The organism is Paenibacillus senegalensis JC66 (assembly GCF_000285515.1).
Classification (GTDB): domain Bacteria; phylum Bacillota; class Bacilli; order Paenibacillales; family NBRC-103111; genus Paenibacillus_L; species Paenibacillus_L senegalensis.
The window spans coordinates 572,220-583,455 of the sequence record NZ_HE610960.1 but is presented as its reverse complement, the minus strand read 5'-3'; the positions used below and the strand labels follow the sequence as shown (position 1 = coordinate 583,455).

General features: G+C 40.6%; 15 protein-coding genes and 1 pseudogene. 11 read left to right on the top strand and 5 right to left on the bottom strand.

Annotated elements, in window-relative coordinates:
• From PSHG_RS30935 to PSHG_RS18360, 5 genes are all read left to right on the top strand, one after another.
• Positions 1 to 256, top strand: a 256-nt coding sequence (locus PSHG_RS30935; protein ID WP_010275946.1) for a hypothetical protein, incomplete at its 5' end; no start/stop codon positions are given.
• A gap of 107 nt (positions 257 to 363) precedes the next feature.
• Positions 364 to 717 (top strand): hypothetical protein, encoded by a 354-nt coding sequence (locus PSHG_RS18375; RefSeq protein ID WP_010275941.1) that lies wholly within the window; start codon positions 364 to 366, stop codon positions 715 to 717.
• A 60-nt stretch (positions 718 to 777) separates the two neighbouring features.
• Complete coding sequence (locus PSHG_RS18370) at positions 778 to 1,284, top strand: HIT family protein (RefSeq protein ID WP_010275938.1); 507 nt, start codon at positions 778 to 780, stop codon at positions 1,282 to 1,284.
• Between the two features lie 131 nt (positions 1,285 to 1,415).
• The gene (locus PSHG_RS28205) at positions 1,416 to 1,808 is read left to right on the top strand and encodes a DUF4259 domain-containing protein (RefSeq protein ID WP_010275933.1); all 393 of its coding nucleotides are present in this window, start codon (positions 1,416 to 1,418) and stop codon (positions 1,806 to 1,808) included.
• Positions 1,809 to 2,895: 1,087 nt separating this feature from the next.
• The gene (locus tag PSHG_RS18360; protein ID WP_010275929.1) at positions 2,896 to 3,471 is read left to right on the top strand and encodes a histidine phosphatase family protein; all 576 of its coding nucleotides are present in this window, start codon (positions 2,896 to 2,898) and stop codon (positions 3,469 to 3,471) included.
• 496 nt (positions 3,472 to 3,967) lie between these two features.
• Here PSHG_RS18360 and PSHG_RS18355 read toward each other — a convergent pair whose 3' ends face one another.
• On the bottom strand, positions 3,968 to 4,810 hold the full coding sequence (locus PSHG_RS18355) for a sigma-70 family RNA polymerase sigma factor (protein ID WP_010275925.1): 843 nt from the start codon (positions 4,808 to 4,810) through the stop codon (positions 3,968 to 3,970).
• 200 nt (positions 4,811 to 5,010) lie between these two features.
• Between PSHG_RS18355 and PSHG_RS18350 the strand changes: the two genes are divergently transcribed.
• Complete coding sequence (locus tag PSHG_RS18350; protein WP_010275920.1) at positions 5,011 to 5,484, top strand: carboxymuconolactone decarboxylase family protein; 474 nt, start codon at positions 5,011 to 5,013, stop codon at positions 5,482 to 5,484.
• A 195-nt stretch (positions 5,485 to 5,679) separates the two neighbouring features.
• Here PSHG_RS18350 and PSHG_RS18345 read toward each other — a convergent pair whose 3' ends face one another.
• From PSHG_RS18345 to PSHG_RS18330, 4 genes are all read right to left on the bottom strand, one after another.
• The gene (locus tag PSHG_RS18345; RefSeq protein WP_392392022.1) at positions 5,680 to 6,183 is read right to left on the bottom strand and encodes an SRPBCC domain-containing protein; all 504 of its coding nucleotides are present in this window, start codon (positions 6,181 to 6,183) and stop codon (positions 5,680 to 5,682) included.
• A 39-nt stretch (positions 6,184 to 6,222) separates the two neighbouring features.
• On the bottom strand, positions 6,223 to 6,567 hold the full coding sequence (locus PSHG_RS18340) for an ArsR/SmtB family transcription factor (RefSeq protein WP_010275911.1): 345 nt from the start codon (positions 6,565 to 6,567) through the stop codon (positions 6,223 to 6,225).
• Positions 6,568 to 6,836: 269 nt separating this feature from the next.
• Positions 6,837 to 7,049 (bottom strand): hypothetical protein, encoded by a 213-nt coding sequence (locus tag PSHG_RS18335; protein ID WP_010275908.1) that lies wholly within the window; start codon positions 7,047 to 7,049, stop codon positions 6,837 to 6,839.
• A gap of 27 nt (positions 7,050 to 7,076) precedes the next feature.
• Positions 7,077 to 7,787: a GAP family protein gene (locus PSHG_RS18330; RefSeq protein WP_010275905.1), complete on the bottom strand. Its 711-nt coding sequence runs from the start codon at positions 7,785 to 7,787 to the stop codon at positions 7,077 to 7,079.
• A 91-nt stretch (positions 7,788 to 7,878) separates the two neighbouring features.
• Between PSHG_RS18330 and PSHG_RS18325 the strand changes: the two genes are divergently transcribed.
• The 5 genes and pseudogenes from PSHG_RS18325 to PSHG_RS30930 form a co-directional block, all read left to right on the top strand.
• Complete coding sequence (locus PSHG_RS18325) at positions 7,879 to 8,472, top strand: TetR/AcrR family transcriptional regulator (RefSeq protein WP_010275901.1); 594 nt, start codon at positions 7,879 to 7,881, stop codon at positions 8,470 to 8,472.
• Positions 8,473 to 8,772: 300 nt separating this feature from the next.
• The gene (locus PSHG_RS18320) at positions 8,773 to 9,486 is read left to right on the top strand and encodes a class I SAM-dependent methyltransferase (protein ID WP_010275898.1); all 714 of its coding nucleotides are present in this window, start codon (positions 8,773 to 8,775) and stop codon (positions 9,484 to 9,486) included.
• A gap of 126 nt (positions 9,487 to 9,612) precedes the next feature.
• Positions 9,613 to 10,020, top strand: a complete 408-nt coding sequence (locus PSHG_RS18315) for a cytidine deaminase (protein WP_010275893.1) — start codon at positions 9,613 to 9,615, stop codon at positions 10,018 to 10,020.
• 316 nt (positions 10,021 to 10,336) lie between these two features.
• Positions 10,337 to 10,741 carry an NUDIX hydrolase gene (locus tag PSHG_RS18310; protein WP_010275889.1) on the top strand — a complete coding sequence of 135 codons (405 nt, stop codon included), beginning with the start codon at positions 10,337 to 10,339 and terminating at the stop codon, positions 10,739 to 10,741.
• A gap of 182 nt (positions 10,742 to 10,923) precedes the next feature.
• Positions 10,924 to 11,236: pseudogene (locus PSHG_RS30930) on the top strand (hypothetical protein); the annotation flags it as partial.

The following is an 11,236-nucleotide window of genomic DNA, read 5'->3' as shown; positions in this document are numbered from 1 at the left end:
GTATAAGAAAACGAATGATTGGTTTGAAGAGAATTTACCTAATCCGCCTTTTTATGATGATCAAAATTCAATAAGAGCGGTAACCTGGTTTAAGGAAACTGAAAACACAAATGAAATGCTGGAAAGGCTGGCTCCTTTTTTTGATTTAGCTAAAAAGTATAAAGTTGAAATCATAAGAACTGAGTCGGAAGTAATCCCTGGTCAATTGGTGTATGAAGATGAATATCAGATCGGGGTAATAAATGGAATTGTCTAGTGGAATCGAGAAAGCCGAGGTCATCTTATAACACCGTATTCACGCATCGGGCTGCAGCAAGTTTGAATATATAAAAACCTAAAATTGATAAGGATAGGATAGTAATAATGAAGGTCATAACTCTATGCGGTTCAACAAAGTTTAAGAAGCAGTTTGAGGATGCCAATGCATTTCTGACTCTTCAAGGAAATATTGTTTTAAGTTTAGCTTTCTTTGAGCAAAGTGAAGGGATTCATATTACTCCAGAACAAGCAAAATTGTTTGAGGAGATTCACTTCCGTAAAATTGATCTATCAGACGAGATATTTGTTATTGATGTTGGCGGTTATATTGGGAATAGTACAAGAAAGGAAATAGAGTACGCCAGTGAAAGGAAGAAAATGGTTAGTTATTATTCCGAAAGTGAAAGGTCACAGACATGGATTCGAAGAAGCGGATGCTGCGACAACCTCCTTTTGTGAATGCGAGAGACGTTATTGGAAATTACGAAGATACAAATATATTAAATCCTGAGGTGTTTAATGCCAAGACAAATTACTCTTGCTGATGGACGAAATGTAGAAGTTGAATGTTTAAGCTGCGCGTTAACAAGCGGATTAATAACTCCTGCTGGTGGCGTTATTTATGAATCCAATAATTTTCACGTTCATCAAGATGTTGCATATCCAATAAGAGGCTTAGTTATAATCGCTTCCAAACGACATTTTTATTGTATGGACGAACTATCAGAAGCAGAGCAAGTAGAGTATATTTCATTGGTTCATAAGATTAGAATGGAACAAAGAAAAAGACTGGGAATAGATTATGTATATTATTTTTATAACGAAGATACAACACATCATTTTCATTTATGGATGGTTCCAAGATATGAGTGGATGAAACAATTTGGAAACTCTGTAGAATCACTAAGACCAGTATTAAAATATGCTAGAAGACATATGAACGAGGAAGAGAATATGAAATACGTATTAGAGGGAATAAACAAATTAAGGGATGGATTAAGGAATTTTGTAATATCTCAGAGGTAACTTCATCTAACACCATATTCACGTTTCGGTCGCTGTCGCTCCCTTATGGTTCTCGGGTTCGTATATACAAAACGTTATGTTATCTGAAATAATCGAAAAATAAATATGAATAAAGAAAGCGAGGATGTATCATGGGAGCTTGGGGTTATGGAATTTTTGAAAATGATACTGTATTAGATTGGATAGAGGATCTTTTAGAAACACAGGATTTAAGTTTAATTACTGAAGCAATTGAAATGGCGCTTGATGATAGTGAAATAGAATCATATACTGCAGAAATCGCATTAGGAGCAATAGAAATACTCGCTGCCTTGCAAGATAGACCAGGTCATGAAGAATATGATGAAGATCTTGAAGACTGGATAGACCGTCATAAAGGCCAGGGCAAAGAATTATTAGTGCTATCTCAAAAAGCAGTAGAGAAAATCTTATCCGAATCCGAGTTAAGAGAATTAAGAGAAGAATCCGAAGGCTTTGAGGAATGGGTAAAAATTATCAAAGAATTAGAAAGAAGATTAATGTGAGGTAGATTCAAGGTGTCGGGAACTTCACATAACATCGTTTTCATGCATCGTCGCTAACGCTCCCCCGGTCCGGTAGAAGCATTGCCATGAAGTATATTCAGCAGCGAAGAAGCGGAAACAGCCGGACAACCTTGCACAGGCTAAGTCCTTTCTTTCGGACCCGGCTTATCGATCGCTTCGCTTGATCGGCATGCAGCTTAAGCCAGTGAAGGTTCGTGAATACTCAGGACGTTAGCTGAAATAACCTGGAGAGAATTAAGGGAGAATACATTTACGTTAGACAAAATTCACAAGATCAAAATCTTCAAAACATCGAACAATTGTTCTTCATCTGATTGGGAGATGATGGCACAATAGAAAGGACAATTGAACCTTGGGTGGCACAACAAGAGAAAGTAAAAACCCACCCTAAGGTTAGAGCCAGAGGTGGGTTTTTAGTCCTATTTAATTCAGAGGGGCCAACCCATAAAGACATCGTTTAAAGCATGAAAACAGTCATGTCTTCTCCAGTTCTGGCACAACTCCGGCATGAAAATAGCAAGGTTGGCGGGGTTCGCGGGCTGCACGGGCTTGTTGCCTGCGTTTTGTACGAAATGTCGTACAAATTCATGCGGTTGAAGTGCGATTACCTGAGATTTGTATGAAACGTCGTACAAATACAGGGGATTGAAGGGCAATTACCCAAGATTTGTATGACAAATCGTACAAATGCATGGATTGAAGGGCGATTGCCCGAGATTTGTATGACAAATCGTACAAATACCGGGATCTAAGAGTTGAGTAAGTACAAATGCCGGGGTTTAAAGGAGCTACAGCCAGTGTTTCATACGAAATGTCGTACAAGCTCCAAATCATGTTATCAAGGTACGATTACCCGAGATTGCTCATCATGCGGGGAGTATACGCGGGAGGTTATTTTCACAGAAAAAATTAAAGCTATTTGTAGGCAGCGTAAAGAAACGTTAACTTCGTCTAACACCATATTCACGCATCCGGTCATTCGGCCCTCTGTCCGCCGGAGTTAGAAGTGGATTCGGTGATGAGATACCAGCAGCAGAGAAGTAGATAATGATCTCAAGGAGGCAGTATGAAAACCCAAATTTATATGATTCGGCATGCCGAATCTCCATTTGTATTTGGAGAAGAACGATCCAGAGGATTGTCTGATGAAGGTTTCCAAGCAGCGAAGAAGGTGGCGGATCTGTTGGATTCGGAAGAAATCAATTGTATTGTCTCTAGTTCTTATACAAGAGCCAGACAGACGGTCGAATCTCTGGCGGAACGTAAGGGTCTGTCAATTATAGAATATGATGAATTGGTCGAAAGACCGATTAAGGGATTAGATTATAAGGCTCCATGGGAAGAACTTTTACAAGCTATTGAAAAATCATTCAGTGATCATGATTTTTCCCTTGAAGGTGGGGAAAGTACAAAACAAGCTCAACAAAGGGCGGTCCCTGTCATTCTTGGATTATTGAAAGAATACGAGGGGAAAAGCATAGCAATAGGAACGCATGGTAACATCATGACGATCATTATGAATTATTTTGATCATACATATGGATTTGATTTTTGGAAGAACACATCAAAGCCAGATATATACAGGATGACATTTCAAGACGGTCAATTAATTAAGGTTGACCGTTTGTGGACTTGTGAGTAGCTGAGGAAGGCTGATTTCATCTAACCCGCATTCACGCATCGGAGCTGCCGCCCCTCGGTATGCGAGAAGCATGTTCTATAGTAGCGGATTCAGAGGACAACCCCTACGGTCGTGAATACATTTACGTTATCTGAAATAGGCACAAAAAATGAAAAGCATATCTACGGTGCGACTAGTTGGATATACTGTATGGCTGGGATATAATAAAAAAATTCAAAGGAGGCGTTATACATAGAGATACCTGGCGATGATGTAGTCAGGTATTTTTATTTTTTTTAAAATATTGTGCGGGTAATTCAAAAACGCCGGAATCCCTTGTCCCATAAGGCTTTTCGTCATTCCACTACTTCGCTTTCCTCACTTCGAACTCGCATAACTTTGATTTTGTCAGCCAAGATATACGAACCAGCGCTTTGGGTTATACGCAGAAAAAGATTTACGTACCTGATTTTTACGTGATATACGAAGCTGATAATAGTCATTTGTGTAAGGCCGTTCAATCACTCAAAACCGTTAGGTTGAGTTGCTCGAGGCGAGCAGAGCTGGAGATCAAATCGACTTCGGTGATTTTCTCGTCTTTTATTGTAAATTGGATCACGTACAGTAACCTCCCGCCTGGAGCTGCAATCGCCCCGATGCGTCCATCCACAAGGGCCGCTTGCGCAGCTTTGGCGTGTCCCGATACTTTCTTGGCCAAGGACATAGCTCCCCTAGTTTCGCTGCGTACGCTTGTTTCCCGATCGTCTCGAAGCACGACATCCGGATCCAGCATCGCTACCAGCGAATCGAAATTCCCGGCGTAAGCCGCCGCCAGAAAAGCGTCAACTAGCTTCCGCTGTTGATTCAAATCGGTTTGGGAATCGATCTCATTCCCTCTTACCTTTTGGCGCGCGCGGCTCGCAAGTTTTCTAGTGGCGAGTTCGGATTTTCCCACGATAGGTGCAATCTCGCTGAAGGGGACGGCAAAGATATCATGCAAAACAAAGGCCATCCGTTCTGCTGGTTTAAGCTTATCTAATACAACTAGCAGTGCAAGTCCGACGGAATCGGCCAGCAGTGCCTCTTGTTCAGGATTGTATCGGTCTTTAGCCAAATTTTCTGGCAAATGCTCATCCATGCATTCCTCGCGTCTTGCTTTCCTCGAACGCAGCATGTCAAGACAAATTCGCGATGTGACTGTGGTCAGCCATCCCCCTAAATTCTCAATCTTGCTTCGGTCTGAACGGTGAAGACGCAACCACGTTTCTTGCACGGCATCCTCTGCTTCTGTCAATGATCCGAGCATACGGTAGGCTATAGCCAGCAGATGATTTCGCTGCGACTCGAATTGTTCTTCCATACGACTGAATCCTCCCTGCTCCTCATTATGCTTCTCTATTTGAGCATTGAAAAGCTTTTCTTACCCTATTGACGAATATAGTTCAGCGAACGTGACAAAAGCAAAAAGTCGTGATCGGTCACACTCTCATCGTTCGACACGTCAAGATAATGTGAGGCCGAATCAAGGGCTTCGATAACATCAACAAAGGAGTGTTTCCGATGCAATCCAGAACAAGAAACCCGGCGACTATTTTGCCTGAAGCGGGTCAAGCCCTTCAGGCGCTGGGCAAGGCCTTGTTTGCTTCAGCCGAGAACAACGGGATGCCGGCCCGCATCCTCTTCCTTGCCTACCTTCGCGTTAGCCAAATCAACAGGGATAGTGTCTGCGTGGACCTTCATTCCCGCAACGCGATGGCAGCAGGTGAATCGATTGAGCGAATTATAGCCGTATCTGCTTGGCGTGAGACAACAAATTTTACAGATGCGGAACGTGCGGCTCTGGCACTCAGCGAGTCGATGACTCGACTGCATGATCAGATCGATCCCGTACCTGAAGAAGTGTATAAAGAAGCAGCCCGTCACTATGATGAGGCGGCACTGGCTGCGCTTATTACCGGGATTGCCACGGCTAACCTTTACAATCGGCTTAACGTCGCTACCCGTCAAGTCGTGGACGTTTTGTCCCGCAAATAAATTAGCAGTCGCCATACAATCGGAAATGGAGGGGTACAGCCGAGCATCCTGAGCGTGGTGCGGGTAAGGCAGATGAACTGAATCACTCTTTGCTTGACCTGACGAAACGGCGGAACTGCTTAAAACGATAACTAGTCCGAAAGGAGCACCTTTCTGCGGTGCTCCTTTTCTACCAATCTATTCATAATACAAATTTTAATTTTGCTTCAGTGTTTCAACAAGCTCGTTCAAGCGATCCCAGGTTTGAGTAATGCCTTCCAGCAATCCCATGTCGAGCACCGCTTGAAGGGATTCCTCTGAATCGAATACTGAACGACTGACCAATTTGGTTTCGGCTCCCAAATCAATGAATTCCATCGTCACTTCAGGTGCGGGCATAGCTTCATTAATATTGCCATCCTCATCTGAGAAATAATCAGTGTAGACAATTTTCTCTGGCTCCACAATTTCCTTATAAATTGTCTTATTCCAAGATTCCATACCGTACTCATCCTGATTTTGATCCACACATTTCATGCAGTAATGCCAAACACCGCCTGGTCGAAAATCGATGTTGCAAACAGGCAGTTCCCATCCATGGGTACTCCACCAACGCTTTAAGTATTCTGGTTCTTTGAACAGTTTGAACACAAACTCACGCGGGGCATCAAATACACGCTCTAACACAAGCACCTTATCATTTTCTACTCTCGATATCATTTCATGTTTGGACACTGTAATTCCTCCCTATTTCTGTTGTTAGAATTCTCCCTCATTCTTTAGCTCTTTCAGTAAACGATCCAAGTTATCGAATCTTTCTTCCATAATTCCTTGGAATGACTTAATCCATGACTCCAAGGATTGAAAGGGCTCGGGTCTAAGCTTGTAATATCTACGGTTAGCTTTAGCATGTACCTTTACAATCCCACAATCACTTAGCACTTTCAAATGTTTAGAAGTGTGAGGTTGGCTTAGTTTAATCTGATGGGTAATTTCACCAACCGTTAAAGGGGATTCCCGCAATAATTCAATGATAGCTAGTCGGTTAGGTTCTGCTAATGCCTTGAGGGTTGTGACATCCATTTTCGGGGCTTCTACTGGCATGCGACTCACCTCATTTTTCTTCTAAGTCCTCGATCATATAATGCAGAGTCTCAGCTCCTTCTCATTAGATAATAACTACTAAATGGAGTATAACAAAAACAGTATATAACTTTCAAGTTATATTGATGAAATTAATTAGGATGTTATAACAGCCATTTAGGAATCTCTACCTGGTATTTTCGTTCTTTGAATGATACCTAGCCTTAAAGACGTTCCTGGCGGTCTTCCCGTCATCACCAATAACTATGAGGTCTTGAAGAGATAATAGGTTAGTCATCTTTACCTTTTATTTTGAGGGATCCTACACCAATTATCGCTCCCAGTATAACTAAAACAATACTGGCTATAATTTCATATCCTTGCACAGCCCCGATGTAATTGACGAGAAACCAACTTGGTCCTCCACCTGCTAATCGGTTTATGATACCTCCAATTCCTTGAATGAATAGAAGTAGACTTACACCGCTTGCGATCTCTTTCATAAGCTGCAGCTCCTTTATAAACGAATATCAAGATAGAATTCCCCTGATACCAATATTGAATAAAATTGCCCCAATAACTGCCGCTCCGATTAAAACAGAAGACAATGGAGCTTTTACTAATTTGGTTCGCAGTTTTTCAAGCTGATTCATTATCCAGTTTCTAAATAGTATAAAAACGATCAATAGGAAAATCGAAGGAAGTACCATGATTACGTTATAGCCAAGTAAGATACTTATGGACAACGCCGCATTAAACGCTAAGCCATCCATTAATAAGATCGAGTAAACATACGGTAAAGCAGTGGCAAACTCGATCATAAATACAATTATACCGAGTATAATCATCGTTCTTATTGACACTTGAGTAGGTAACCATTCCAAAAATCGGGATTCCATTCTTTTCTTAGGCTTATAAAAACTAATCAGTACAAGGATGGCACCAAGTACCGTATAAAACCAGCTTGAAATTTGATTGTTGGACATGCTTTCAATAAACCCAAGAATCGGCCCGACTCCGAGATAAACCAAGATACCCATCATAAAATAGCAAAATTGTGTAGATAATAAAAAAACGATCAAACGCGATGACATTTTTTCTTTTTGTATTAGAAGGATATAGGCTGTGATCGCCAACACCCCGGGGCTTAAGATATCAATGAATGCACAGAGCACAATAATGAGGAGTGCTGTTGTGAAATCTATGTTGGCAGGAATTAATGATTCAATGATATCAAGCAACTAAACTCCCGCCCCCTTCTTTATTTATTTCACACACTGTGATAAAATGATAATAACACAGTGTGCGAAATTAAAGCAAGAGGTGATTGGAGTGCCTAAAATTGTTGATCATGATCACAAAAGAAAAATTATCGTTGAGACAGCTTGGGCTATTATCGAAAAGGAAGGTTTTGAAAAAGCATCTATCCGGAGAATTGCTGCTGAGGCTGGAATGTCTACCGGAGCACTAAGACATTATTTCTCAAACCAAGATGAATTACTATTATTTATCATGGAATATTTTCTTGCTCGCGGGAAAGAACGGTCGGAGAAGAAATCATGGTCACAAGACCCTTTCATTGCGGTACAGGAAACGTTGTTAGAATTAGTGCCTGTGGATCGGGATAAACAAACTGAAACTAGCGTTTGGTTGGTTTTCGCCATTCGCTCACTTACAAGTGTAGCTTTGAACACGAAAAAAGTTGAACTAACTGAAGGAGAATATATTTTAATGGAAGCACTGCTTAACATATTGATAAAAGCAGGCTATGTAAATAAAGACATCAACATTGAAATGGAGAAATTAAGGCTTTCAGCTATTATTGAAGGTTTATCCATACATGCTCTATTAAGACCAGATATATTCACAAATGAAAAAACAGAACAAATTATTACTCACCACTTAAATGAACTTTGCAGCCAATAGTATATTAAGTTAACACTCGGTTCGAAATAAACCCTGTGTAAGCGGCTCCTTTCATGGGGCACCGCTTTAATTCGTCTGTTCACCGTATTGTCCGATTTCCCCCTGATCTAGAGCAATACCGGATAACACCGTATTCACGCTGCGGGCTGACGCCCTTGGTTGTTAGATGTATAATCATGGAAGAAGCTCAACCAACACACGACCCAGCCTAAGATAAAAAGCTATCTAAGGCTGGGTCGTGTCGTAAACGGCAAAACGATAAATGCAATCGAAGCAAAACCTTATTTGGGGGTAAATTGGATGATGGAGAACACTATTCGGTCATATGAAGACATATTGAATATGCTTGATCAAAAGTTCCGTGCACCTGAACAGTTTTGGAACCCCTTTTATAAAAATCGGGAAAGACCTGTTCCTTTCTTTAGGAATGCACCGGACGAGAACTTAGTTTCTTATGTAGAGAAGAATCTTATCCAGTTAGGTAAAGCAATGGATTTAGGTTGTGGTCCAGGTAAGAATTCTTTATATTTAGCACAACAAGGATTTGATGTCACAGGTTATGATATTTCTATTGAAGCAATTCAATGGGCGCAAGAGCGTGCAGAAGAAAGGGAATTGAGAATTGAATTTTTTTGTAAATCGGCATTTGAGATAGATGCTTTTGAAGAATATGATTTTGTATATGATTCCGGTTGTTTGCATCATCTATGGCCGCACCGAAGAATCCAGTACCTTGAAATGATTCATCGTTCATTAAAACCGGGTGCATTTTTTGGAATTGCGTGTTTTAGGCCAGGATTTGGAGATCAGGGAGGCCCGATACGTGAAATGTCGGATTGGGAAGTATATGAAGAAGGTAGTATGAATGGTGGACTAGCATTTTCAGAGGAAAAGCTGAGATATATCTTGGAACCTTATTTTGAATGTATCGAATTTAGAGCAGTTGAAAAACCAGATCATGATGAAGTATTTGGAGTGCCATTTTTATGGGGATCTTTATGGAAGAAAAAATAGATGGCGAGGGTATTCTCGGGGATGGCTTCAACAGCATATAACACCGCGTTTACGCCCCGAAGATCCTTATATGTAAGTATCACAGAGAAGGCTTAAAGTCCGCATTAGTCATTGGAGGTGAGCAAGGTGACAAGAATCGAACAAGCTATATATGAGGCTGCTGTTGAATTGGTAAACCAGCGCTATCCGATTGGATGGGGAGGGGCAGCGGCTGTGTACACTGATAATGGATTAATTTTAACAAGTGTTGCACCTGAGATTATCAATGCATCGACAGAATTATGTATTGAAACAGGAGCAATATTAGAAGCTCATAAACTAAATGTAAAAATAACACATTCTATTTGTGTAGTTAGAGATAATGAGAAATCGGAATACAAAGTCTTAACCCCGTGCGGGATATGTCAGGAAAGACTATTTTATTGGGGGTCAAAAGTTAAGGCAGGAATAACGAATTCTGAAGAAAAGATAATATTTAAGACATTAGAAGAGCTGCAACCCTATCACTGGTATAAAGCATATAGGAATAATTAATAACAAAGGAATTTCTGAAGTTGTGCTAGGAAGACGGGGACATCTTATAACACCGTATTCACGCTGCGTCGCTAACGCTAGATTGTATGCTCAGAATTATCCTGGTTCGCCCGAAATGGGAAGTAGCAGGAAGTGGAATCAGGCGAATAACCTCTGTGAGGCTAAGTCTGGCATCCAGGTGCTTACGCGCTTTAAGCCTCTCGGGTTCGTGATTGAGATTGTGAGAGACGTTATAGGAAATTGGGGCAAACCATAAATAATAAAAAATCATGTTTGAATGTATTACTAAGGCAATAAAAGAAGGGAGTGAGAAACATTGGGATTTAATGATACTTTTAGATTTGGCGCACATGCAATAATATCTAATAGTGAAGGGCAAATACTTTTACTTAAACGAACATATGGAAACAAGGGATGGAGCTTGCCTGGAGGAGCAGTTGATCCTGGAGAAACCATACATCAAGCACTAATCCGTGAGTGTAGAGAAGAGTTAGGTGTTGAAGTTTATAAGGTAGTTTTAACAGGATTTTATTATCATAGTCACTTAAATGCACAAGAAGGAATTTTCAAGAGCTCATTAGCAAAAGATCAACCAATAAAACTAAGTTCAGAACACTCTGATTATAGATGGGCTCCATTATCAGAACTTAGTGAAGTACAACGAATAAGAGCAATAGATGCATTAGAATATAGCGGAGAAGTAGTAAGTCGTGCATTTTAAGAAATAAATCATAAAAGCGAGGGTATTGTCAAAGAAGGCCCCAAATCATATAACACCAATGGCAGTAGCAGGGAAGCAAATTCAACCGGACAGCCGGACACATCCCTTCACTTAACTGCATCGCGGCGTCGTGAATACAAGAATGTTAGCCTGAAATTGCCTAAACATAATGGAGAAAATTGATGAATATTTTTATCGTTGGAATAGTTGCGAGTGGTAAAACAACACTTGCCAAACGATTATCAAAAGAATCAGGAATTCCGTGGTATGAGCTTGATGAGATTGTTCATCATCGAAGCTATGAAGGAAGGATCAAACGTACACCTGAAGAGCAGATTAACGTTATTAAAGCTATAGACGATAGAGGATATTGGATATTTGAAGGAACTGATAGAAAATCATATCAATTATTATATGATATGGCAGATATTATAATATTCCTTGATCCACCTTTATGGAAAAGAAGAATGAGGATCTTCACCCGTTTCCTAAAAC

Coding starts and splice junctions, on each gene's coding strand:
- PSHG_RS18375 (WP_010275941.1), top strand. CDS start 364: ATGAAGGTCATAACTCTATGCGGTTCAACAAAGTTTAAGAAGCAGTTT.
- PSHG_RS18370 (WP_010275938.1), top strand. CDS start 778: ATGCCAAGACAAATTACTCTTGCTGATGGACGAAATGTAGAAGTTGAA.
- PSHG_RS28205 (WP_010275933.1), top strand. CDS start 1,416: ATGGGAGCTTGGGGTTATGGAATTTTTGAAAATGATACTGTATTAGAT.
- PSHG_RS18360 (WP_010275929.1), top strand. CDS start 2,896: ATGAAAACCCAAATTTATATGATTCGGCATGCCGAATCTCCATTTGTA.
- PSHG_RS18355 (WP_010275925.1), bottom strand. CDS start 4,810: ATGGAAGAACAATTCGAGTCGCAGCGAAATCATCTGCTGGCTATAGCC.
- PSHG_RS18350 (WP_010275920.1), top strand. CDS start 5,011: ATGCAATCCAGAACAAGAAACCCGGCGACTATTTTGCCTGAAGCGGGT.
- PSHG_RS18345 (WP_392392022.1), bottom strand. CDS start 6,183: ATGATATCGAGAGTAGAAAATGATAAGGTGCTTGTGTTAGAGCGTGTA.
- PSHG_RS18340 (WP_010275911.1), bottom strand. CDS start 6,567: ATGCCAGTAGAAGCCCCGAAAATGGATGTCACAACCCTCAAGGCATTA.
- PSHG_RS18335 (WP_010275908.1), bottom strand. CDS start 7,049: ATGAAAGAGATCGCAAGCGGTGTAAGTCTACTTCTATTCATTCAAGGA.
- PSHG_RS18320 (WP_010275898.1), top strand. CDS start 8,773: ATGATGGAGAACACTATTCGGTCATATGAAGACATATTGAATATGCTT.